This window comes from Thermodesulfobacteriota bacterium, assembly GCA_036397855.1.
Classification (GTDB): Bacteria; Desulfobacterota_D; UBA1144; order Nemesobacterales; family CSP1-2; genus DASWID01.
The window spans coordinates 1-24,043 of record DASWID010000134.1 but is presented as its reverse complement, the minus strand read 5'-3'; the positions used below and the strand labels follow the sequence as shown (position 1 = coordinate 24,043).

The 24,043-nt window shown below is 40.8% G+C and carries 29 protein-coding genes and 2 riboswitches; of the genes, 25 read left to right on the top strand and 4 right to left on the bottom strand.

Annotated elements, in window-relative coordinates:
* The 8 genes from VGA95_11140 to VGA95_11105 form a co-directional block, all read left to right on the top strand.
* A partial coding sequence (locus VGA95_11140) for a hypothetical protein (GenBank protein HEX9667094.1) occupies positions 1-417 on the top strand: 417 nt, incomplete at its 5' end.
* Positions 418-576: 159 nt separating this feature from the next.
* Entirely contained in the window at positions 577-1,062 is a 486-nt protein-coding gene (locus tag VGA95_11135) for a cytochrome c (GenBank protein ID HEX9667093.1), read from the top strand.
* A 214-nt stretch (positions 1,063-1,276) separates the two neighbouring features.
* A complete protein-coding gene (nosZ, locus tag VGA95_11130) occupies positions 1,277-3,112 on the top strand; it encodes a Sec-dependent nitrous-oxide reductase (protein HEX9667092.1) in 1,836 nt (611 codons plus the stop codon).
* 338 nt (positions 3,113-3,450) lie between these two features.
* Entirely contained in the window at positions 3,451-4,065 is a 615-nt protein-coding gene (locus tag VGA95_11125; protein HEX9667091.1) for a hypothetical protein, read from the top strand.
* 32 nt (positions 4,066-4,097) lie between these two features.
* Positions 4,098-5,330, top strand: a complete 1,233-nt coding sequence (gene nosD, locus VGA95_11120) for a nitrous oxide reductase family maturation protein NosD (protein HEX9667090.1) — start codon at positions 4,098-4,100, stop codon at positions 5,328-5,330.
* The gene (locus tag VGA95_11115; protein HEX9667089.1) at positions 5,327-6,235 is read left to right on the top strand and encodes an ABC transporter ATP-binding protein; all 909 of its coding nucleotides are present in this window, start codon (positions 5,327-5,329) and stop codon (positions 6,233-6,235) included. The genes nosD and VGA95_11115 overlap by 4 nt, the downstream gene beginning before the upstream one ends.
* Positions 6,236-6,314: 79 nt before the next feature.
* The gene (locus tag VGA95_11110; protein HEX9667088.1) at positions 6,315-6,881 is read left to right on the top strand and encodes a nitrous oxide reductase accessory protein NosL; all 567 of its coding nucleotides are present in this window, start codon (positions 6,315-6,317) and stop codon (positions 6,879-6,881) included.
* Positions 6,871-7,680: an ABC transporter permease subunit gene (locus VGA95_11105; protein ID HEX9667087.1), complete on the top strand. Its 810-nt coding sequence runs from the start codon at positions 6,871-6,873 to the stop codon at positions 7,678-7,680. Before VGA95_11110 ends, VGA95_11105 begins: the two co-directional genes overlap by 11 nt.
* 271 nt (positions 7,681-7,951) lie before the next feature.
* Here VGA95_11105 and VGA95_11100 read toward each other — a convergent pair whose 3' ends face one another.
* Positions 7,952-8,341 carry a type II toxin-antitoxin system VapC family toxin gene (locus VGA95_11100; GenBank protein HEX9667086.1) on the bottom strand — a complete coding sequence of 130 codons (390 nt, stop codon included), beginning with the start codon at positions 8,339-8,341 and terminating at the stop codon, positions 7,952-7,954.
* Positions 8,342-8,383: 42 nt separating this feature from the next.
* Positions 8,384-8,767, bottom strand: coding sequence for an AbrB/MazE/SpoVT family DNA-binding domain-containing protein (locus VGA95_11095; GenBank protein ID HEX9667085.1), 384 nt, complete (start codon positions 8,765-8,767; stop codon positions 8,384-8,386).
* Between the two features lie 322 nt (positions 8,768-9,089).
* Here VGA95_11095 and VGA95_11090 point away from each other — a divergent pair, with 322 nt between their 5' ends.
* The 17 genes from VGA95_11090 (at position 9,090) to VGA95_11010 (ending at position 21,892) form a co-directional block, all read left to right on the top strand.
* Entirely contained in the window at positions 9,090-9,470 is a 381-nt protein-coding gene (locus VGA95_11090) for an ABC transporter permease subunit (GenBank protein ID HEX9667084.1), read from the top strand.
* Positions 9,471-10,267: 797 nt separating this feature from the next.
* Positions 10,268-10,336: riboswitch (Fluoride riboswitch) on the top strand.
* A 65-nt stretch (positions 10,337-10,401) separates the two neighbouring features.
* Positions 10,402-10,635, top strand: coding sequence for a hypothetical protein (locus tag VGA95_11085; GenBank protein HEX9667083.1), 234 nt, complete (start codon positions 10,402-10,404; stop codon positions 10,633-10,635).
* Positions 10,632-11,174, top strand: a complete 543-nt coding sequence (locus tag VGA95_11080; GenBank protein ID HEX9667082.1) for an inorganic diphosphatase — start codon at positions 10,632-10,634, stop codon at positions 11,172-11,174. The genes VGA95_11085 and VGA95_11080 overlap by 4 nt, the downstream gene beginning before the upstream one ends.
* A 9-nt stretch (positions 11,175-11,183) precedes the next feature.
* Positions 11,184-11,633, top strand: coding sequence for a hypothetical protein (locus tag VGA95_11075; GenBank protein ID HEX9667081.1), 450 nt, complete (start codon positions 11,184-11,186; stop codon positions 11,631-11,633).
* A complete protein-coding gene (locus VGA95_11070; GenBank protein HEX9667080.1) occupies positions 11,630-12,133 on the top strand; it encodes a HEAT repeat domain-containing protein in 504 nt (167 codons plus the stop codon). Before VGA95_11075 ends, VGA95_11070 begins: the two co-directional genes overlap by 4 nt.
* Complete coding sequence (locus VGA95_11065) at positions 12,126-13,088, top strand: HEAT repeat domain-containing protein (GenBank protein ID HEX9667079.1); 963 nt, start codon at positions 12,126-12,128, stop codon at positions 13,086-13,088. Before VGA95_11070 ends, VGA95_11065 begins: the two co-directional genes overlap by 8 nt.
* 12 nt (positions 13,089-13,100) lie before the next feature.
* Positions 13,101-13,235 (top strand): hypothetical protein, encoded by a 135-nt coding sequence (locus VGA95_11060; GenBank protein HEX9667078.1) that lies wholly within the window; start codon positions 13,101-13,103, stop codon positions 13,233-13,235.
* A 6-nt stretch (positions 13,236-13,241) separates the two neighbouring features.
* The gene (locus VGA95_11055) at positions 13,242-13,691 is read left to right on the top strand and encodes a hypothetical protein (protein ID HEX9667077.1); all 450 of its coding nucleotides are present in this window, start codon (positions 13,242-13,244) and stop codon (positions 13,689-13,691) included.
* Positions 13,692-13,703: 12 nt separating this feature from the next.
* Positions 13,704-14,996 (top strand): phosphopyruvate hydratase, encoded by a 1,293-nt coding sequence (eno, locus tag VGA95_11050; GenBank protein ID HEX9667076.1) that lies wholly within the window; start codon positions 13,704-13,706, stop codon positions 14,994-14,996.
* Positions 14,986-15,363, top strand: a complete 378-nt coding sequence (locus VGA95_11045) for a hypothetical protein (protein ID HEX9667075.1) — start codon at positions 14,986-14,988, stop codon at positions 15,361-15,363. The genes eno and VGA95_11045 overlap by 11 nt, the downstream gene beginning before the upstream one ends.
* Positions 15,364-15,801, top strand: coding sequence for a hypothetical protein (locus VGA95_11040; GenBank protein ID HEX9667074.1), 438 nt, complete (start codon positions 15,364-15,366; stop codon positions 15,799-15,801).
* Between the two features lie 19 nt (positions 15,802-15,820).
* Positions 15,821-16,534 (top strand): DUF6062 family protein, encoded by a 714-nt coding sequence (locus VGA95_11035; GenBank protein ID HEX9667073.1) that lies wholly within the window; start codon positions 15,821-15,823, stop codon positions 16,532-16,534.
* A 13-nt stretch (positions 16,535-16,547) separates the two neighbouring features.
* A complete protein-coding gene (locus VGA95_11030) occupies positions 16,548-17,237 on the top strand; it encodes a DUF6062 family protein (protein ID HEX9667072.1) in 690 nt (229 codons plus the stop codon).
* 36 nt (positions 17,238-17,273) lie between these two features.
* The gene (locus tag VGA95_11025) at positions 17,274-17,972 is read left to right on the top strand and encodes a YfcE family phosphodiesterase (GenBank protein HEX9667071.1); all 699 of its coding nucleotides are present in this window, start codon (positions 17,274-17,276) and stop codon (positions 17,970-17,972) included.
* 16 nt (positions 17,973-17,988) lie between these two features.
* Positions 17,989-19,779, top strand: a complete 1,791-nt coding sequence (locus VGA95_11020) for a dynamin family protein (protein ID HEX9667070.1) — start codon at positions 17,989-17,991, stop codon at positions 19,777-19,779.
* 116 nt (positions 19,780-19,895) lie between these two features.
* Positions 19,896-20,633, top strand: coding sequence for a hemerythrin domain-containing protein (locus tag VGA95_11015; GenBank protein HEX9667069.1), 738 nt, complete (start codon positions 19,896-19,898; stop codon positions 20,631-20,633).
* Between the two features lie 65 nt (positions 20,634-20,698).
* On the top strand, positions 20,699-21,892 hold the full coding sequence (locus VGA95_11010) for an MFS transporter (GenBank protein ID HEX9667068.1): 1,194 nt from the start codon (positions 20,699-20,701) through the stop codon (positions 21,890-21,892).
* 29 nt (positions 21,893-21,921) lie between these two features.
* Here VGA95_11010 and VGA95_11005 read toward each other — a convergent pair whose 3' ends face one another.
* Positions 21,922-22,350, bottom strand: coding sequence for a universal stress protein (locus VGA95_11005; protein HEX9667067.1), 429 nt, complete (start codon positions 22,348-22,350; stop codon positions 21,922-21,924).
* Positions 22,343-23,533: a cation:proton antiporter gene (locus VGA95_11000; protein ID HEX9667066.1), complete on the bottom strand. Its 1,191-nt coding sequence runs from the start codon at positions 23,531-23,533 to the stop codon at positions 22,343-22,345. Before VGA95_11000 ends, VGA95_11005 begins: the two co-directional genes overlap by 8 nt.
* 69 nt (positions 23,534-23,602) lie before the next feature.
* A riboswitch (Fluoride riboswitch) is annotated at positions 23,603-23,674 on the bottom strand.
* Positions 23,675-24,043 lie beyond the last annotated feature (369 nt).

Sequence of the window (24,043 nt, the reverse complement as noted above, 5' to 3'; positions counted from 1 at the left end):
TCAGAGCTCTTTTTAAACTATATGGACATGTTTAAAGACAGGCTTTCAGAGGCGGAGAAAAAGTTCAACGAGCCCAGAGAATCAATTAAAAAGATGATTAGGGTTTTCTTTGAGTTCGCGAAGAATGAACCGAAGGCATATGACTATATAATGGCTGGTCACTACTCGGAACTTCCCAAAATGACGAGCAACTTTTTGAAGCCCAAAGATGTCTTTGTTAATGCGATAAAAAAGGGCATTGCCAAAGGTGATTTCACAAAAATGGACGAAAATCTTGGGGCTGCATTAGTGATCGGTATGATTACAAGGTCCATACTCTTTTTCAATAGTGGTTTTATTGCGAACGATTATGAGAACATAGTATCCGAAGTTACCAAAGCGGCATTGAAAGTCCTCTCAAAAGAGCAACCAATTTAAACGGTGAATAAGAATGGCGAGAAGATCTTTGTGTCAGATAATCTTACATCCTACTCTCTTCGAGAAACCCGCTAATTAAAAAAACTCAATAAATATGACGTTAACATTATTGGCATGTGGGTTGCTATGTTAGAAATAACTGAAGAGGAGGTAAAACAATTGATAATAAAAGTTTCTACAATAATTCTGGTTTTCTTTATAGCAACGTTCGTATCTTGTAAAAGCGAAAAAGAAGGAAACTCGGAGATCACTGAAACAGGGAAGGAAACTACCTCAGAACAAGCAGAAATAGAAGATGTTGAGATTGAATCAGTATCTCCGATAAACCATGAACTCGCGGAGAGGGGTGAAGAAGCATTCAAAAACAAGGGCTGTACCGCCTGTCACACAATAGGAAAAGGAAAACTCACCGGACCCGATTTGGCCGGAGTCACTCAAAGAAGGAAACTTGAATGGATTGAAAACCAGATTCTCCATCCTGAAGAAATGCTAGAAAAAGACCCCATAGCCAAGGAACTGCTCGCAACCTATCTCATAAGGATGCCAAATCAAGGTGTCACGCCTGAAGAAGCAAAGGCGATAATCATGTACTTAAGAGAACAGGATTCTGAGGCAAACGAGGTATCTGAAAATGAAGATAAATAATAAAATTAAAGTATGCCTATATGCTATTTGGAATTTAATTCATACAGGACAGCTATACATGGTTCGACAAGCTCACCATGAACGGCCTGTCGTGAGTTCAGACGAACGGCTTAACTTTCAATTCCGTATGCCCTGAGCTTGTCGAAGGGTATTGTTTACAAGGATCATGAAAATTTATGAAATTCGATATACCTAAAAAAAGGAGGTAATTAGAATGAGACGAATAAACCTTCGGAAGATAATGACACTATTATCTCTCGCTATTTTAGTAGGCTTTATTGGGCTTCTCTTTGCCTGTAAGACGGGGCAAAGCGCGGCGGAAAGGGTTTATGTGGCCCCAGGCCAGCTCGATACCTACTATGCGTTTCTCTCAGGCGGCCATTCAGGTCAGATTGGGGTATTCGGGCTTCCCTCGGGAAGACTCCTAAGGATAGTACCGGTTTTTGCAGCCGACGTAGCCGTAGGCTGGGGTATTGATGAAGAAAGTAAAAAGATGATGGGAGGCTACATATGGGGAGATGCCCATCATCCCGCTCTTTCCGAAACTAACGGTGACTACGATGGGAGGTGGTTGTTCATCAACGACACTGCTAATGGTCGTATAGCCCGGATTAACCTAAAGGATTTCGTTACAGAGGAGATAATCTCACTTCCAAACGTGGGCGGGAATCACGCAAGTCCATTCGTCACACCCAATACAGAGTATGTGCTTGGTGCAACTAGATTCTCCATTCCTGTACCAAACCGTCCAGTCCTGATAGAAAGCTATAAGGAGAACTTTAATGGTGTAATTGCCTTTGTAAGTGTTGATAAGGATACTGGAAAAATGGAAAACGCCTTTCAAATCCTCATGCCTCCATTTGATTATGACCTGGCAGATGCCGGTAAGGGTGTTAGCTATGGTTGGGCCTTTTTCAGTTCATACAATACTGAGGAAGCATATAAGGATTTAGAAGTCGAAGCCTCTCAAAAAGACAGGGACTTCATAGCGGCTGTAGACTGGAAGGCTGCCGAAGAAGCCATTAAGCAGGAAAAGTATAAAGAGATAAACAGCGTTAAAGTGATTGATCCGCGAGAGGTGAAAGGAATCGTTTATTTTATTCCTACGCCTAAAAGCCCGCATGGTGCTGACGTTTCTCCGGATGGTAAATATATAGTCGGCGGTGGAAAGCTTGCAGCGGTTGCTTGCGTGCACGGATTTGAAAATATGTTAGAAGCCATCAAAAAGGGCGATTTCGATGGCGAAGTTATGGGAATACCAATTCTTAAGTATGAATCTGTCAGAGTCGCTGAGGTCCCTGTAGGTCTAGGACCACTTCACACCCAATTTGATGACCAGGGATATGCCTATACATCCCTTTTTGTAGACTCAGCAATTGCTAAATGGAAGCTTGGAACATGGGAAGTGGTAGATAAGATTCCAGTTTATTACAATATTGGGCATCTTGCCACCGTCCATGGCGATACAACAAAACCAAGGGGCAAGTTTATGCTCGCTATGAATAAAATCGCAAAGGGAAGATATCTGCCTGTTGGACCATCGCATCCGGAAAGTGCTCAACTCATTGATATATCAGGTAAGAAGATGGAAATGCTGCTCGATTTCCCAACACAGGTAGAACCACATTATGGTCAAATAATTGAGGCCGCTCTTATAAAGCCGGAGCTCATTTATCCCCTTGACCAAAATGATGATCCTAATGCAATTAAAAGTGCGGACCAAGCTCGCGTCGAACGAAACGGAAATAGGGTTGATGTATACATGCTTGCGATAAGAAGCCATTTTACACCCAATGTACTGAAATTTGAGGAGGGTGACACCGTTTATTTCCATTTAACAAATTTAGAACAAGACGTTGATATCACACATGGTTTCGGAATCAATTTCTCTAACATAGATATGCAGATCGAGCCTGGTGAAACGAAAACGGTTAAGTGGGTTGCTGAAAAGCCTGGTATCTATCCGTTTTACTGCACGAACTTCTGTTCGGCACTTCATCAGGAAATGCAGGGATATATCGAGGTAGCCGCTAAAAACAGCTCTCAATAAAAACCAGAAAGAGAGAGGGACAATTCTCTTGTCTCTCTCTTTCCCCTTATACACCTCTTTAGGAAAAAGGAGCAAAGAAGTGATTAAATTGATCAAATTTAACCGTACCCATCCCCAAGAGTCCTGAGTTTATCGAAGGATCGAAGGGCGTCCTTAATATCTTATTTAAATAATTAAAACTTCATCCTTCGACAAACTCAGGATGATCGGATAGTCTATCTGCTGAACAGCTCAATTTAATGGCATTAACCTTTACAGGTGAACGGTTGATTGGTTAAGAACCATAAAGATGGAACATCGAACTAGAATTTCTTTTTTTCGGAAAGGAGGCATCTAAAATGCTGATTCCAAGTCGTCTATCTAAACGATCACGCATTATTATATTTATTGCAGCACTCTTAATTATTCCGGCTATTTTTCTCCCAGTCTGGACGATAACGCTTGTCGCTCCTCAATATCCAAGAGGGATAAAGATGTCCATGTACTCAAACAAATTAACCGAGTACAATCCTGAGACAGGTATTACAAATAATATCCCAAAGCTAATTAACGGTCTTAACCACTATATAGGGATGCACGAGATTAGACCGGATGAATTCAAGGAGTTTCGATGGCTTCCCTATGCTATTATCGTTTTCAGTATATTAGCACTCCTATCCGCAGTTGTAGGAAGAGGGTACTTTGCCACAGTAGGTTGGGTTTTGTTTATTCTTTTTGCGGTTTTTATGGTTGGAGATTTCTACAGGTGGCTTTATGAATATGGACATAACCTAAACCCTCAAGCTGCCATAAAGATAGATCCCTATATGCCTCCTGTTATAGGATGGAAGAGACTGGCAAATTTTAAGGTTATAAGTCTTCCAGGCTCAGGTGCAATACTCATGGGCATCGCAGCAATTCTAGGCCCAATAATACTATGGTTAGAATCAAGACAAAGGCGTTTATCTTCTTAATTTCTAGTTTAATTCTGCCTATCAGTTTCCAATTGAAATCCTTTGCAAAGGAAATAAGAGTAGGGAAAGGATTAAATAATTCCTCGATCACAGAAGCTCTTCAGAACTCGACTGAAGGAGACGTCATAGTTGTTAAAGACGGAGTTTATAATGAGAGCATAATCATAAATAAAAGGGTTCGTCTCATCGGAGAAAATGAACCAGTGATTGAGGGTAATTATAATGGCGATGTAGTAAGGATCGAAGCGGATAAAGTTTTAATCAAGGGTTTTAAAATAAGAAAAAGTGGCGCAAATCTCCTCAAAGATGAGAGCGGAATAAAGGTAGTAAACTCTCGGGGGGTTATAATCGAAGACAATAGCCTTAATGATGTTTTAATTGGAATCTATCTCTACTCATCTCCAGGCAATGAAATAAGGAATAACACATCCTATGGGAGGGCTGAATACACAACGCAGGAAACAAATGGTAACGGAATTCATCTCTGGAAATCGCCAAACAATAAAATAGAAGAAAATTATATAATAAACCATAGGGATGGCATATATATTGAGTTCTCCCCTGGTAACGTCATTAGAAAAAACCACTGTGAGAGAAATGTTAGATATGGTCTTCATTTTATGTATTCAGATAAAAACACGTTTGAGGGTAACATTTTTGAAAGGAACGGAACGGGAAGCGCTCTTATGTATTCTAAAAACATCGTCCTCAGAAAAAATGTTTTCAGACTCAACCTTGGTCTAAATGGATTTGGAATCCTTCTCAAATCTCTAAGCGACAGCATTGCTGAAGAAAACGTAATCGCCGACAACACCGTGGGTATTTTCATGGATGAGGCAAATAGAAATATTTTTACTAGGAATAACTTCTTGAGAAACGGCTGGGCAATTGATTTATTCTCAAGTTCTACCGATAACGTTTTTTACGCAAATAATTTTTCTGACAATAACTATCAGGTAATGACGGACACCGACCGCTCTATAAACCAATTTTATAAAGATTATACAGGTAACTATTGGAGTGACTACCAAGGATATAATGGATATGATTTAAATGCAGATGGAATTGGAGATATACCCTATAAGCCAGTTAAGCTTATTTCCTATCTAGTGAAGCGCTATGCCGACCTCACGGTTTTCTTAGAGAGTCCTGGATTTCGTGCGCTCGAGTTTGCTGAAAGAGTCCTTCCAGCTCTGAACCCTGTAGAGTTAGAGGATCCCTATCCATTAATGAATCCTATCCGAATCGAAAAAGATTCTAGATGATTAGAATTGAAAATCTCATAAAGGATTACGGAAATTTAAGGGCCCTTCGAGGAGTTACCCTTGAAATAAAGAAAGGCGAAACCTTTGCTATAGTTGGCCCAAATGGGGCAGGAAAGACTACTCTTCTAAATACCATTGTTGGGCTAATATATCCAAGCAGTGGAAAGATCTTTGTTGATGATATTGAATTAAGTCAGGATATAAAGGGGATAAAAAGGCGAATCGGATATCTCCCGCAGAGGATTTCATTTCACGACAACTTGAGCGTGTTTGAAGTAATTGAATTTTACGGCGCGCTTAAAAGAACTAATAACATCAACCTGGAGAAGGTCCTGAACTCTGTAGGAATCCTCGAACAAAGAAATAAAAAAGTCAAAGCCCTATCGGGTGGAATGTTACAGAGGCTTGCACTTGCCCAAGCGATTATTTCTGACCCTCCAATTCTTATCCTTGATGAGCCCACAATTAGCCTGGACCCAGAGGGAAGAATCACTTTTAAAAAACTCATCCGAGAAGAAAAAAGCAGGGGAAAGACAATCCTCCTCTCCTCCCATATCCTCAGCTATGTAGAAGAGCTGGCCGATAGAATCGCCATCATGATTCGAGGCAAGGTAGTAGCACTTGACACGTTGGAAGGCTTAAGAAGCAAGCTACAAATGGGTTCTATCCTCGAAGTAGTGATTGAAAACCCCAGTTCGAACTTGCTCAAACTCATTGAAGACGCGGGAATAGAGAATGCATCAATTAATGGAAGAAATCTTAGGTGTGTTATAACTCCGAAGGATAAAACTAACGTGATCAAGACCCTGATTGAAAACGGGTTTAGCATAGTGGATTTTTGGACTGAAGACCCTTCACTCGAAGAAATATTCATCAAATACACGGAGAATAATTCTGATTCATAAGTTATTCCATTTAATGACAGCAAATCTGCAAGGACTCTATCCATTTACATTTCCTCCCCCCTTGAGGGGGAGGAATAAGGTGGGGTGTATTAAAGACTGCCATGTCTCCCCCCATCCTAACCTTCCCCCACTAGGGGGGAAGGGAAAAAAATCTCTATCAAAACTTATCTATAAGTCTATTACTAAATGCTTTCTTAATTTTGTATTAGTGGTCTCTCTATCTCTAATCTTATTAACCATTAGTTGTAAATCTGCAGATACCCCTGTCCCAATCAACTCTGAAGTAGACATGTGCGAATACTGCAGAATGACGATAGACGATTTTCATTACGCAGCAGAGATCCTTGAAAAAAGGAAGGTTCACAAGTTTGACGATATTGGATGCATGATGGCTTACGCACAATCCAAAAATCTCGTTCGAGGGAAGGTTTATTTCTGGGTTACAGATTTTGATAGCACATCTTGGATTAAAGGAGAAGAAGCCCACTTTGTTATTTCTCCTGAGATTCACACACCGATGGGATACGGAATCGTTGCCTTTAAAGACTTCTATAAAGCTAAAGAGATTTCCGATAAAAACAGAGGTCAAGTTATTAAATTTGATTCCTTGTTCAATATAGATTGGAACCCAAGTCATGAACACTGATATGAAGCCAGTTTTTGTAATTGCTAAAAGGGAATTTTTGGATGCAATAAGGAACAGATGGTTTTTCTTTTTCGCAGTTCTTTTTATTCTTCTTGATTCAACCGTATCCTATTCTGGAATTATAGGCGGTGGAGATAATACCTTCTTGAAGCCAGCGTTAAGTTTATTGAATCTTGTATTGATTCTTGTCCCCCTCATGGCACTCATAATGGGAGCGAATAGCTTCACAGGAGCTAAAGAATCCTGGGAAATGCTTTTGATTCAACCCATCAGCCGACGAGAAGCTATATTGGGGAAATATCTCGGTCTTGCAATGGCTATAACTACCACCCTTATTCTTGGTTTTATTTCTGCCGGGCTAATTCTTATTCTAAACATTGGTTATGGAGAAATTGGACACTATTTACTTCTCATCCTTCTTTCCATTTTGTTATCGCTCGTATTCATCTCAATCGCATCCCTTACCTCTATAGTTTTAGGGGAAAAGGCGAAGTCAATTGGATTTAGCTTCATGCTCTGGTTTTGGTTTGTGATTATCTACGATTTTATTCTGGTAGGTATAACCCTGGCCGTTGGAGAAGTAATAATTGCTCTTCTCTTCCTGAATCCTGCCGACCTTGTAAGAACCACATTTCTTACATCGCTAGGAAGCGCGGCTCTTATCGGACCTGCAGGGGCTGTCCTCAATAATACCTTTGGAAGTTTTAATGGTTTTATGCTTTCCTTCTTTGTTCTTCTCGTATGGCTTTTTCTACCATTAATATTGGCTCTATCTATCTTCGAGAGAAAAGATATTTAGAATAATAGGGACAGATATCCCCTTTATTAATCGTACGAAACAGAAGATTAAATACCGTATTCAGCAAGAAGAGCCAGGTTTCGCTCATACTGAGATCGAGATCCTTTGCCAGGGTTTCAAGAGAAACCTTGCCTTCTTTAAACGGCTTCCAGTTTAAATAACTTTCGATCATCTTTAATTTCCTTTAACAGAAGCAGCCTGGTGTTAAATCTGGGAAAATTTTCGTTTGCTAAAAAGTCCGTCAAATTGACTCAGTTGAGAATGACTGCTTTTAGCGCAAGACGCGTATATCTATCTCCAAATTAATTTTAGACCATGTTTTATCCGTAGTCAGAACTGGTAAACCACGTTTTAGTCCCAAGCTGAGGCATGCTCTATCACCAAGAGAAAGTCCAAGCGATTTACTAATAGGATAGAGCTCTGCCGAAATTTTAGCCTCGTCTTCATCAAAAGGCAGTATTATCAATCCCAATGCTTTAAGGAGGGCTCTTACTTCCTCAAGATCCCACTCTTCAGAAACTATTTTCCTATATACCTCTGCCAGATTTACGGTGCTTATGGCCGCTCCATTAACTAGAGCGTTTTCAACTTCCTTATATCCTTTTTCTTGCTGAAGATAAACTAGTAGTGCCGAAGCATCCAAAACAACTTGCGGTTTCATCAATCTCCATGATGCCACTAAGACACAAGGACACTAAATTTATTAATTTTTTCTTCGTGCCCTAGTGCGTTCGTGACTAATTTCAGCGGCCTCCTTTCTGGCTTCTTCTCTTCTTTCTGCTATAAGTTCCTCAGATAAACTTCTCTTTACTTTTTTAAACACCGCCCACAGCTCTTCCTGTAATGCCTGCCGGGTTTGCAGAATCACTTTATCTTCCTCTGTCCATCCCACTAATATATCTCCGAGCTTTAGTCCTAAAGCTTTACGCAAAGGTGCAGGGATAACTATCCTACCTTGGGGACCTATACGGAGTACATATTGGCTACGCCGCAATTCCCTATTCCTACCCGCATTTTCTTTTGTTTTCGGCATATTTTTAAGATGTGCCATATTATTAATTATATGGCATGCTATAATTTGTGTCAACTATCCCTAATCCAAGTACAATTCCAATATCGACCTCGCTCAGCAAATTATTCTATACTATACAGGCATAAAAAAATTATTAATGCTTGGAGTAGGTGAAGGGGCATAAATGTTAAATTAAGTTTATAGTCTTTCTTTTTTAGCAAGTTGAACAACCCAACAAAGTAAAAATTTTAATAGATGGAGGGAGATGATTCTATCTATGAAAAATATTTTAATCGGGAATCTTGTGCACTACCTTTAGGTATTAATTCAATTCTAATGGCAAATTGTGTTTCCTCAATTAATTAGCTGAAATCTTTATGTCCTTAATTAATGAGCGATTGCGTCCCCTTTTCTTCCGGTTTTCCTTTCAATAGCCACTCTTGTCTCAATAATCTTGGGAGAGAAAGCAAAGTCAATAGGAATTAGCTTTGTGCTCTGGTTCTGGTTTGTGATTATCTACGATTTTATTCTGGTAGGTATAACCCTGGCCTTTGGAGAAGTAATAATTGCTCTTCTCTTCCTGAATCCTGCCGACCTTGTAAGAACCACATTTCTTACATCGCTCGGAAGCGCGGCTCTTATCGGACCTGCAGGGGCTGTGCTTTATAAAACATTTGGAAGCTTAATTGGAATGATACTTTCTTTAATTGTTCTTCTCAGTTGGATTTTACTTCCATTGATACTGGCGCTCTTTATCTTCGAGAGAAAAGATATTTGATCCATGGTTATACAAGTTTGGTGAATTGCTATATATATCTTATTGAGTTCTTTTTTAGGGCTTGAAGGATTAGCTCGGTTTTAATCATGGCTACACTAATTCACTCTCGCGAATCTAGATTGAGAAATCCTAAGTGTCCTATTATTGTGTCTTCGGTAACTCTTTGGGTAATTCCTGAAAGGTAAAGATCCACTCTCGACACGGAACTAGCAACATATGAATCAGAATTTCCCGGTCAGGAATATTTCCTGACTCGTGGTTGTAAAAGTCAGATATGGCGAGGACAGAATATCTAAAGGTGTTTTCTTCATATATCTTACGTTTGTTTCTGACTTCTTTGTCTTGATACTGAAACGAGTTCAGCACAGGTACAAAGAAGCAATCCTTCGATCCTTCGGTAAACTCAGGACAGGCCCTTCGATTAAACTCAGGGCTGAGGACAAGGCTGCCCCCTTGTTGTCATTCCCTAATTCCTTAATAGGGAATCCATGCTTTTACCTCTGGATCCCCGACTACTGATTTCGGGGATGACATAACAACAAAAAATTTAATTCACCCGCAACCCACAAATTTTTTCAACGTCTTCGTTTCTGATTTTCTTAACGCAATTTTTGGAATTCCGTTCAAGTCCTTTTCATTCTGAAAAGGATTGTTGAAAATAAATCTATTCATGAAATTGTAAGAATTTTGTCCTCGAAATATCCAACATCCACCATGATGACAGATTAGAGCAAGCTACACCTTCCAATTGAAAATCAAAAATTGGCAATACTCGGTTCATATGATATAATAGCAGGGTTACAGAGTGTGATGGAGTTCACCATTAACCACTGACTTTATCGGCAGTTGATAACTCCTACCTTAAATGACAGTTGAAGAATACTGATATGAGTTGTCAGAATTTCTTCGATAGCTTTATGAGAGGTAGGGAATGTACCAGCCGAATAACACCCTAGATAATAAAACTAAACCTTCTCTCTTCACAAGAGGAATCGAGTCTAATTTTACAATACATAGTCTTTGCACCGATGAGGATTCAAAGGCGAATTATTTTTCTTCATCATACAAGAGCTGTTCAATCAATCTCAAATTGAGGAAAAACGATTCCTCGGATGTAGAACATGATTTTACATGCCTTGGGGGGGAAGAGATTAAGATACTATGAAAACAAAAAATTTAGTTAATTTACCGCTTGGCAAAAATCCATCAAAAATAGTTAATGCGATCGTTGAGATTCCCAAAGGGAGTCGCAACAAGTACGAATATGATAAAGAACGCTGTGCATTCCGTTTAGACCGTGTGCTGTATGCGTCAGTCCACTACCCTGCCAATTACGGCTTCATACCTAGTACTTCGAGTACTGACGGTGATCCTCTTGATATATTAATTTTGGTTAACGAACCCGCTTTTGTAGGCGTCCTTATTGATGTACGTCCTATAGGTGTTTTCTACATGAAGGATGAAGGGGGAGAAGATGAAAAAATTATTTCCGTTCCCTTTAGAGATCCTTACTATGCTTCTATGAAGAATATTTCCGATCTGCCCCGTCATTTTACGATAGAAGTTAACCACTTTTTCTCCATCTACAAGGAGCTTGAGGGCAAGCAAGTAATAACGTTTGGATATAAAGGGGTAGAGGAAGCCGAGAAGGTAATTATGAACGGACACAAACTTTATATTAAGAAAGAAGGGCTGAGTTTATAAGAAACAAGCATGGAGATACCGCAAAACCACAGGATTCGTATTTCTGCATCTATGCAAGTTCTTGAGGATACTATCTCCGAGGTGGAGGAGATTATAAGCGGTAACAGTCAGGAGAAAGTCACGACTGGATCTGTAGATAACATCTCCTCCTTGGAAAAAGCTTTAATTACAAAGCGAATTGAGGAAATAAAATATTTGATTCAATGTATAACCCAGAAACTGAACTTGGTAAAAAGAATAGAAGAATCGCAAAGACGCATCCTCGGCTATATGACTATTCAGCTTGTAAGTTTGGAGGAGATAAAATCAAAAAGACTCCGTGGTTATGGAGAGGTTCCAGATGAGCTGCGGGAATTTTTAGATCCAATCGTAGATGAAATCAGAAGGCTGATTAATGAGATTTGTGAAATTGCCAGTTCAAAAAATAAAGATATGGAAATAGGAAGAAAGAAACTATGATTCATTACTTTTGCCCTTTTTGCTGGGTTGAGATTTCAAAAAATCAAAAAACCTGCCGGCAATGCGGCAGAGACACAGGAGAATGGAACGATAAAAGCTACACGGAGAAGCTCTTATATTCTCTGAGCCATTTTGAGCCTTCTACTGTTTATAGAGCACGTTACATATTAGGTGAGAGACGCGAGCAATTAGCGGTACAACCGCTTATCGACTTACTTAAGAAGACTATGGATCCCTTCCTGATGGAGGTGATTATTGACGCACTCAGCAAAATCGGGGATCAGCGTATTGTGCCATTATTGATTGACATGCTAAAAAACTCTTCATTCCTGGTAAGGGGCAAGGCCGCTAGTGTTCTTTGTAATTTCGGATCACAGGAAGAAGTTAAAGCTGCTTTAAAAGAAGCAACCAATGATCACAGTAATTACGTAAGGAATGCGGCTAAAGTTTCGTTGGCTAAGTTAACTAAGGAATTAGATATGGATCGAGCTAATGGATAGAACTCCAACCGAAGAAGCTATTGAGAAATTGGTTGACGGACTAAATAACCCTTCACACAACGTTGGTGTATTACTCAAAGTAATTAAATTTGGAAAGAAAGCGGTAAGACCCTTAATTCACCTATTGCTCTCTTCCCCAACAATTTATCATGAGCCGCGCTGTCTCGCTGCAGAAGCACTTGGAATCATTGGCGGAGAAGATGCTGTGGAAGGGCTTATACGGGTACTTGATTTATACGACCTCGATTCCCTTGATCCCCAGGTTCGATTCGCCGAAGCGACGGTTAGAAATGAGGCGGCCCGTCAACTCGGAATACTGCGTGATGAGAGGGCAATAGAGCCATTACTTAAGTGTCTAAAAGAGAATCATTTAAGAGGCACAGCAGAGGCTTTAGCCATCTTTGGAGAAAAAAGAGCTATACCCGAGATTATTGAAATGCTAGAGGATGACTATGCACGAGAAACGGCCTGTAATGCGTTGCTTAGATTTGACAAAGATGCAGTGCTACCACTTACAGAAACTTTATCCTGGCGAAACTATACCCCTTTAAGAAATGAAACGAGGCTGAGTATAAAGAGACGCACTGAGGCGACTAGGCTCCTCGGAGAGATTGGTGATCCCGGAGCCATCAAGCCGATACTCAAAAGACTGAAGGATGAAGAAAAGGAGATCAGGTTGTCCGCCGCCTTCGCCCTGTTAGAGATTAATGCTAATGAAGAGGTCAACCTTAAGACTATTCCAGAACTCATAGCCGGATTAAATGACGCGGATTGGTACACTTGTAATTTATGTATTGACGCCCTATCCGAACTTAATTCGGCAGCTTTACCTTATATTGAGAACGCTCTCAACGAGCGGTCAACAGAGAATGGCAAAGAAGAGAAAATACCACTCTCGGAGAAAGCAATTGAGTATTTAGAGAGAATGTTACAAAAGCCTAAAGACAAAGAGTAAAAAGGTGACCTTATGTTTAGATTTTTGCCTAAAGAAGAAAAATTTTTTTGCTACTTTGATGGGCCATCGGAGAAGATGCTTCGTGGAATAGGACTTCTTGAAGAGTTGATGCAGGTTTTATCAAATGTCGATGAGAAGGGCAAGTAGATAATAATGGAGATTAATGAGAACCATCAGAGAGTTATTCTATCGGGATTATATATGCTCGAAAAATCACTTGAGCGGATCAAAGAAGGTCTCGCTACACCTGATTCCGAGAGAATAACGTACGGATTAAATGACCACTTGGATGGTGAGGCACGTACCATCATTATTCAACATGTAGAAGCTATTTCTCAGATTATGCGAAATATAATGCATGCTTTTGATGTACAGTCCCGCGAAGAATCTTTGGCAAAAAAGATCCTGGCAGAAGCCTCACATATTTGGGAAATGCTTTGCGATATGAGGACAAGCAGGCTGGAGAAATATGGCAAAACGCCAAAGGGGTTTTCCGATATTTGGAATCCCATGGTAGAGGACCTTATTGAATTAACTTTGAGGATTCATTCTTTAGTAGAGTTCGAATTAAGGAAAACAAAAGGACAAGAACGTCAAGGATAGTATTTCAAGTCAATGATGATATCTAAGATTTACGCTCGAGAGATAATTGATTCACGCGGTAACCCAAGCATCGAGGCTGACGTGATACTCGAAGATGGTTCATTAGGGCGTGCATCGGTTCCGTCAGGAGCTTCGACAGGAAAAAGAGAGGCTTTAGAGCTTAGGGATGATGATCCAAATCGATACAATGGCAAGGGAGTAATAAAAGCCGTAGATAATGTTAACCGCATCATAGCCCCAAGCATCATAGGTATGAATGTAAGTGATCAATCCGGTATTGACTCAGAATTAATCCGGCTCGATGGAACAAAAGACAAATCCAAGCTAGGCGCAAATGCGATCTTAGCAGTATCAATCGCCTGTGCAAAAGCCGCGTCGAACTCACATGGCATTCCTCTCTATAGGTATATTGGGGGGCTGAATGCAGATGTTTTGCCAGTACCGATGATGAATGTACTAAATGGTGGAAAACACGCTGATAATAACGTTGACTTTCAAGAGTTTATGATAATACCTGTAGGTGCGAATTCTTTCTCCCAGGCATTGAGAATGGGCGCAGAAACTTTTCACTCACTTAAAAAAGTGCTTTCTCAATATGGCTATAGCACAACTGTTGGCGACGAAGGAGGATTTGCCCCGAACCTGAAATCGAACATCCAGGCACTCGAATTAATAATCGAGGCTATTGAAAATGCTGGCTATAGCGCCGGGAAGGACCTTTCTATAGGACTTGACCCGGCCGCCAGTGAGTTTTTTGAGAACCAAACTTACGTGTTTTATAAATCAGATGGTTCAAGTAAGACCTCGGAAGAAATGATTGGAATCTACGTCGATCTTGTGAACCGTTACCCGATTGTATCAATAGAAGATGGACTGGCCGAGGACGACTGGGAGGGATGGAGGCTATTAACAAAAGAACTGGGAGGAAAAATCCAACTAGTGGGGGATGACATTTTTGTTACTAATCCAGAAATAATAAGTAAGGGGATTAAGGACGGTGTGGCGAATTCTGTACTTATCAAACTTAACCAAATTGGCACTCTAACAGAAACCTTGGAAGCAATGGAGCTTGCAAGAGGCTCTGGTTACACCACAGTTATTTCTCATAGGTCCGGAGAGACAGAGGACACTACTATTGCGGATTTTGCAGTAGCTACTAACGCGGGTCAGATAAAAGCCGGCTCCGCCTGCAGGACAGACAGGATATGTAAGTACAATCAACTGCTTCGGATAGAAGAGGAACTCGGACCCTCGGCTAGGTTCTTAGGAAAAGCTGCTATTCAAAGAGGAAAGAATGAAGCTTAATAACTCGAACCATGTCGATTTTACCGTACATATCACAGAAGATATTTATAGCCGTGTTTTAAATATTATAAAGACTCAGAGACCTCTGGAGATGAGCTCAATCCAGGAAATAATAAGAGCCGGGTTGCTTAAAATCAAGATTGATACGATTAAAAAAGAAAATAGTCAACTCATTTCTCAAATAGAAAACTTGAGGAAAGAAACCCAACGCCTGATCGAAGAGAATGATAACTTGGAGAAACTATGTAGTGAATCCAAGAGAGATAATGAATATATATGTAACAGATTGGAAAAATTGAACTCCGAAAATCAGGAACTGGAAATATTAGTAAGGCGTGAGAGCTCCGTGGAGCCCGGGGAAATTTAGATGACAATAAGATATAAGAGGAAAAAGCTTTCAGTAACAATCTCTTTAAGACTCTATGAGGAGCTTGAAAAAACAGCATTGGAAATGGATTGCACTGAGGAAGAAACACTTTGTCGGACGATAGCAACCGGAGCAAACGAATTCGATAACTTTCATGAGATTGAAAAAGATCTACCTGGCCTTATTAACACAACGGAGGAGTTGCGCCAGGAGCTAGAAACTATAACCCCTTACTACGGAAAGCTCTCAAGCAGGAATGCAGCTTTAACGTATGAATGCTATGAAGACCTCTCTGAGAATAAATCATTGGCAATTAAGTTGACAGGGGCAAAAGCGACGAATAGGAGCTTTAATAATATCCTCAAGATTGGGATTGGTCATGATGAGCAACAAGAGAGAGCGGATAGAGAGATCATAGAAAAATATGTTCTTAGATAAAGGATTAGCGTGAATAATTATGGTGACTTTGGCATTCCTCAACAAATCACCCTCCTTAGTAGAAGCCTTGAAAACCGGTCAGGATTGTCCAGTCTGCTTTCTATGTGAGGAAGATTTAAGATACTTCTACCGTTGGTATTTTAATGAGTATTACAACGATCCGGTCTGGATCATCAAGACCATAGATTCAAGGGGTTTTTGTAGTAAGCATTCTTGGGATTTGATTCGGATGGGAAAGGAGCATGAAATGTCTCTGGTATATGAGTACCTGATTAAGTCTACAATTGTGAAATTGGAGAGAGTATCCGAAGGGCTAAAGAAATTTGAGCCCAATAAAAGTAGGATTAGGAAAGTAGTAAATAATAAACGTTTACAAGAGATGAGAAAGCAACTTCAGCCAACCGAAGTTTGTCCTATTTGCGATACTGTTTCTAAAAGATCATCCATATGGATTGAAAACCTGCTCACGGATTTAAAAGAGGAAGAAATGAAAGAACTTTACCTTAATTCATACGGATTGTGCATGAACCATTTTAATCAGGCCCTTGAAACCGCATGCCATGAAACGGCGAAAATACTGATTCAAAAGCAAGCTGAAATGCTCGAAGAACTAAACAGAGATTTAGAAGAGTATTCACGCAAGCGGGATTATCGATTTTCTCATGAACCCAAGGGTGAAGAACAAAAAGCTTGGGTTAGGGCTATTAAATTTTTTGTTGGTAATCAACTCTAGTGACAGGAATCTGATGGAATTTTTGACACTACTTAGAAAACTCGTATGGCAAGATCGAAAGCAGAGCCCAATTAAATACTTCAGAGCCACCCTGGTACATATATTACGAAAACAAGGCGATTGCCCAGTTTGCTTATTGTGCGAAGAAAGATTAAAGAAATTTTATTGGTGGTATTTCTATGAAAAATATGGTGGGCCACCCTGGATAATCCGTGTATTAAAATCTAATGGGTTTTGCAATAAACACGCTTGGGATATGGTTGAGATGAAAAAGAAAAATCAGATGTCCTTTGTGTATGGGTATCTGGTTCGAGACGCCCTCAGGAAGTTGGAAAAGATGGCTTCCCAAGGAGATAAATCTAGAAAAAATATCGGACCAGCAAACATTTGTCCGATTTGTGAAGAGATATCAACTATCTCAACCTTGTGGACTCAGCAGTTGGTTGAGCATCTTGAAGACACCGAGATTAAAGAACTTTACTTTGGCTCGTCGGGATTGTGTATGAATCACTTTTACCAAACTTTTTACATTGCATCTTCTAAAGCAAGATTACTTCTCATTCAGAAACAATCGAGTGAATTAAACCGATTGAAAGATGGGCTTGAACAAACTCGAGGTACTTTAGCGGATCAGTCTTACGGACCGGATAGGGATAAGATCTGGGTTAAGGTCGTTGAATTTTTTGCAAGCAAAGATTTGTAAAAACTCTGGTTATCGACCAAAGGGTTGGACATATCTATGAAGATACTAATTCTCTCGGACATTCACGCGAATATCGAGGCATTACAGACTATAATGGAAGAGTATGACTATCTTATATGTTTGGGAGACCTGGTTGATTATGGACCGAGTCCGAGAGAGTGCATAGATTTTATGAAAAAGAACGCTTATGCCATCGTGCGTGGAAATCACGATAACGCCGTTGCCTTCGGGGCGGACTGCAAATGCAGCGAAGCCTACAAGCCGATGTCCGTAAAGACAAGGGAGCTTATGAGGGAGATTCTCGGGCAAGATGAGATTTCTTATCTAAGTTCTCTGCCCTTAAACACAACAATAGAACTCAGCGGAGCAAGGTTCTTTCTTGCACATGCGACGCCGACCGAAAACCTATTCAAGTACCTACCGCCTGATTCACCCGATTATGATTGGCAAGAGGAGATAAAGGGATTAGATGCTGATTTTGTGCTCCTCGGCCATACTCATCTTTCCTTGATTAAGAAGATAGGGAAAACAACCGTCATCAACCCGGGTAGTGTAGGACAGTCAAAGGATGTTCCCGGAGTTGCATCTTATGCCGTCTGGAATGATGGAGAGACGGAAATAAAGAGGGTCGAATACGATATCAATAAAACAGTAGAGAAAATCCTCTCAAGCCCTCTCGAAGATTACATAAAAAAGAGTTTAATACAGGTCTTAAGGTACGGAAGTCCATTATAGCAGAGGTGTTTATTCTATGCTGGAATCATATATTAAAACAAGAGAACACATATTAGAAAACCTGGAGGATTTATCTAAATTAACCTCTCTTTGTAATAATGGAACCACTGTAAAAGCCATCCAAGGACTAAAAGAGAAGCTTCTGGAAGGCAAATTTAATCTGGCAGTCCTCGGACAGTTTAAGCGAGGAAAAACCACACTTATAAACGCCCTACTCGGGAGCAGATTACTTCCTACGGCGGTTGTTCCGCTTACTTCTATCATCACTCTGATTAAGTACGGAAATAATCTGCACATAGAAGTCTTCTTTAAGAACGGAGCTAGAAAAGAAATAGCGATTGAAGAACTCTCCGATCACGTAACTGAGAGAGGAAACCCAGAAAACCAAAAAGAGGTACAGTATGTGGAGGTTCATTATGACTCTCGCTATTTAAGAGACGGGGTTCAGATTATAGACACTCCGGGAATCGGCTCCACCTATCAGCATAATACTGCCGTGACCTACAGTTATCTATCTAAAGTAGATGCGGCAATATTTTTAGTAGGCGTGGACCCGCCAATTAGTCAGGTTGAATACGATTTTCTGAGTGATATAAAGAAATACGTGAATAAAATCTTTTTTCTACAAAACAAGATCGACCAGATGGATGAAAATGACAGAATCGAGTCATTGGAGTTCACAAAGCATATAATCGAGGAAAAGGTTGGTCTGAAAGATATAAAAATTTTCCCCATATCGGCTAAGCAGGCCTTGGAAGGAAAATTAAATAACGCCCAAGAAAAACGGCATCGTAGTTTAATTTCGGATTTTGAAAAGGCTTTAAATGACTTCCTTATGAAGGAGAAGGGTGAAGCCGTTCTTAGTTCCGCGCTTAGTAATACGCTTAAGATCCTCTCTGATGAAATGATGTCCATGGAGCTTGAGGCCAAAGCTATTTCTACCCCGCTGGAAGAGCTTAAAACGAAAATAAATGAGTTTAATACTCAAAAGGAGAAAATCCTGCAGGATAGGGAAGACTTCGACTATCTTCTCAGGGGAGAGCAAGAAAAACTTATCTCAGTCCTAGAATCCGATTTAAAAGCTTTTTTTGCGATAAACGTTCCGGAGCTTACTAAAAAGATGGAAGGACACTACGAAAGACTTAAAGATGTAGGAAAATCAGAGCTGACAAAGGCAATAGATAGAGCAATGAAACAAGAAGTCGAGACTATTTTCTACGAGTGGCGGGCCCTAGAAGAAGATAAGCTAAAACAGGGATTTGAAAATATCAGAAGACGCTTTTCCTCTAAAGCCAATGAGATTATTACCGACATTAGAACATTATCCTCGGAAATTTTTGACGTCGAAGTAGGAACCTTTAATAGCTTCGAAACCCTTACGACGGAAAGCCATTTTTACTTCAGGATAGATTCTCTGTTTGACAATACCCTTATGCTCGAAACCCTACCCTTTGCCCTGCCTGGAATTTTATTCCGAAGGGTGGCACAGAGCAGGATGCTTAAACAGTGTAGGGAAGAGCTGGATAGGAATGCCGGAAGGATTAGACATGATTTTATAAATCGGATAGAAAAAAGCCTCCAAAAGTTTCGTCGTGAATTATTTTCCAAGATTGATGTCACATTAACGGGAATAGAGTCTGCACTTGAGCGGGCCATTTCAGAAATAGACGAGGGAGAAGAAAATCTCACTAAAACGAAGAAAAATTTAGACGAGCAAGTCGATGCGTTAAAGGGAATCAGGATAAATCTAGCTATGCTAGAGCGGGAACTTTCAATGGAATGGAAATATGATAAATTCCCTGTTTAGCATGGTTTTTAAATATAGGACTAACTTCATATCAGCATTTAAGACATTAGGAACCGAGATTACATATCCCTATTTAGCTTAACCCATAATCAAAAAAAGTTTAGAAGGAGGTTATCATGAAAAAAAAGGTAGATTCATTTTCGGCACGGAGAGACTTTCTTAAGAAAACTGGAATACTTGTTGCCGGTGCTTCTTTAATTTATCCAAAGAGTATATTCGCAGATACAAAGTCAACGCAGCCTGCCACACAAAAGACGGAAGCTAGAGAGGAAGAAATTCCTCCAACCGAGGACCTGATGCGCGAACACGCAGTCTTAAACCGTATTTTGTTGATCTACGATGAGATTATTCTCAGACTGCGGACCGGAAAAGACTTTTCGCCTCAAACACTAAAACTAGCAGCCGAAACGATCCGAAATTTTATTGAAGACTACCACGAAAGACTCGAAGAGGACTACCTTTTTCCTCGGTTTAAAAAAGCCGGAAAACTCGATGAATTGGTGGAAGTGTTACTTCAGCAACATCAGGCAGGTCGCCAACTGACTGCGTACATAAAGGATCATGCTACGCTTGCTGTCCTCAAAAATCCTTCTGATAGAGAAAAATTAGAGGAACATATCAGACTTTTTATACGAATGTATCGCCCGCATGAAGCCCGTGAAGACACGGTTCTTTTCCCTGCTCTCCGCTCCATTGTGTCACCTAACGAATTCGATTCCTTGGGTGAAGAATTCGAGAAAAAGGAGCAAAAACTATTTGGCCAGGATGGCTTCGAGAAGATTGTAGCTAAGGTGGCGAATCTGGAAAAAACACTGGGCATCTATGACCTGTCTCAGTTTACCCCAAAGCTGTGAGCTGACGAGACTAGCGAGCATCCCGCTAAGTGGGGTTCTTGCCACTGAGCATGAAGGGAATATCTATGGAATATCAGCCAATGCCTCCAGAACGGAATAATAGTATTTTAAAAAGATCTGCCCTGCGATTCGTTATTTTAGTAGGAGTGGTCAGTCTCTTTGCCGATATGACATACGAGGGAGCACGTAGTATTAATGGACAATATCTCGCTGTATTTGGCGCAAGTGCAACAATAGTGGGATTTGTTTCTGGGCTTGGAGAACTCGTCGGCTATGCTCTACGCCTCGTTTCCGGATATATCAGCGATCGAACCGGGAAATATTGGGCAATAACAATCTTAGGATACGCAGTGAATATGCTCGCAGTTCCTCTACTGGCGCTGGCGGGACGCTGGGAAACCGCTGCTTTTCTCATGATTACAGAGCGAATAGGAAAAGGAATTCGCACGCCTACCCGTGATGCTATGCTTTCACATGCCACTAAAGAAATTGGGCGAGGCTGGGGATTTGGGTTACACGAGGCTCTAGATCAAATCGGCGCAGTTATTGGTCCTCTCATAGTCTCTGCGGTTCTATACTTCAGAGGAGGCTATAAGGCCGCCTTCAGTATTTTATTAGTGCCAGCTCTCTTAGCCCTGTGTATTCTTATGATAGCACGATTTCTCTATCCACGTCCGCGTGATTTTGAGGTTGGCCCATTAAAATTGGAAGGCAAGGGTTTTCCAAAAACATTTTGGTTCTATCTTGCCGCCGTAGCCATGATCGCAGTAGGATACGCGGATTTTCCGTTGATCGCATACCATTTCAAAAAGGTCTCTGTTGCCTCTGATGAGTGGATTCCTGTCTTTTACGCTGTTGCTATGGGTGTTGATGCTCTTTCCGCCCTTTTCTTTGGGCGTCTATTCGACCGAGTAGGTATTTCGATACTCATTCTAGTTTCTCTTTTATCGTCGCTTTTTGCCCCTTTGGTATTCCTAGGAGGCTTTGATTTCGCTCTCTTAGGAATGGCACTTTGGGGTGTAGGTATGGGGGCACAGGAATCTATAATGAGGGCCGCTGTTGCAGGGATGGTTTCTATTGACAAGCGCGGTTCTGCTTACGGAATTTTTAATACAGGCTATGGAGTGTCTTGGTTCTTAGGAAGTGTATTAATGGGTGTCCTCTATGATAAATCCATTCCTTCCCTGATTATATTCTCGGTTGTGATGCAACTCGCATCCGTTCCTCTGCTTTTTATTATCCGGAATTGGCACAAGTGATTCTTTAAAGAGCAATAATCGCGGCGTGATCATTTAACCACCATAACCGTACATGGGGCAAGACGTGTAAGAGTCTGTGATGTGCTTCCCCAGATTCTTCCGAATACCCTTGAATGTCCCATAAACCCTATTACAAGAAGGTCAAATCCCCCTTCTTTAACATAACTAACTATTTTCTCTACCTCATGTCCCGCCACGACCTTTGTATGGATGGTGACGCCTTCTTTCGCGGCCAATTCTATAGCTTCTTGATTTACCTTGTCAAAGTAGGCATTGCTTTCGTACTTCGCTTCTACAACTTCTCCCACTGTTGCAGCAAAGTGAGGCAGGTCTTCCTGTACAGATATTGAATGAAGCTCTGCGTCAAAGCGTTTGGCAATTTCCACCGCGACCTTCAGGGCCTTTTTAGCACCTTCCGAGCCATCATTTGCAACAAGGATTTTATTAAACTTAAACATTTTCTCCCTCCTCTTGATCATTCAGGCTGAGCGCCGGAAGCTCTTTAACGGTTCTGTTACTTAATTCTAATTCTTCACTCAAGTCAGGCTGGAACCAGCGTTGGGCAATAAATGTGGGCACTATAGCCGTTAGTATCACGACTGTGACCAGCACCGAAAATTGACTGATATTAATAAATCCTGCTGAGAGTCCGTACAGGGAGGAAATAGTGCCAAAGGTAAGTCCAGTACTCATAAGAAGCGTAGCGTAAGTAGCGCTCTTTGGAATATATTTCTTTGCAAGTGGATATACTCCAATGACCTTTGCCCCCATTTTAAGTCCGAATAACACCAGAAGGATTCCAAAGTTGGCATACACCTCATTAAGAGAAACGTTCATACCACCTTTTATGAAGAAAAATGGAGTTATCATTGCAAAAGCAATTACTCTCAGCTTTCTTTGAAGATCTCTATTCGACCGAAGTGCATTAGAAAGCACAAGCCCCAGGATAAACACGGGAAGGACCGCATGGCTTGCCCCGATTTTACCAAGATACATTAATAAAAAGAGAAGGAAGAATAAGAACTTTATTTCAGGCTCAATCACACGGTTCCCATACCTCTTCAGAATCGGATACATAACCTTCGACGACAGGAAAATTATCACGGCAGAGCCGAAAACAAACACCAGAATAAGCGGGTTTCCTTCGGCAAAGAGCAGACTCAGCGCCAGGGCCGTGCCAAAGTCCGTGACAAAACAGGATGCCATAATTATTTTCCCAATCCTTGTTTCGGTAAGCCCCGTTTCGACCAGAACCGCATAAACGACTGCAAGCGATGTAGTAGAAAGAGCGGCCCCCGCAATCTGGGAAGCTTTCATACTCCACCCCGCTACCCAGTAGCAGTATGCAAAAGCGAAAAGAAACGGTGCAAGGAATGAAATCCCGCCGATAAGAAAGCTCTCTTTGAATTTTTCTCTCATGAGCTGTGGGTCTGTTTCTGCTCCGGCCAGGAACGTGAGAAGAATCCCTCCAAAACCCGCGAGAAAATCGATCCAGGGCGTAGACTGAAGACCGAGAAAATTTCCCCCTATAACACCCATCGCAATTTCAATGATCGCCACCGATATGGCAGCTTCAACAGAAATAAAGCTTGCAACAAGTATGAGAACTCCCATAATTAAGGCAACATAAGTGCTGTCCATCCTTTCTTCCCTCCGTAGAAGATATAAAAAGTCCCCTTAACGCTAAAAGCCTTTCTTTGAGGATTATATTTTTTACCAGGAGTCATCAACTGCCCCGGTCGGGACAGTAGTTAAAGGCAGAACTCCATTGCCTTTATTAAGAAAATATTCAGCATAAAGATACAATGAACCAAGCCATTGTCAACTTTTCCAGTTCCAGATTAAAACACAATCCATTATTTTCTTGACGCTCTGATTAACTCCAATTAACAAAACCTGAAAGCGGAAATGTGCTGAGAGCTTCGAAAAAAGCTACATTGGGATAATCTAAATCTAAAACTTTTCATAGATGCACAAATCCAACTTGCCTCTATTCCCTCTTTTCTATATTCTCTGCTTGGCAAGCTTTTGCAAAATCGGAAAAAGTATGGATTTCCTTGCCAAGAAAAACCGAAGAGTAATGCCAAGAACCTACGATTATTTTTATCTAAGGGTACTGGCACATATTGGATAAAGGGATTGAACATAGAT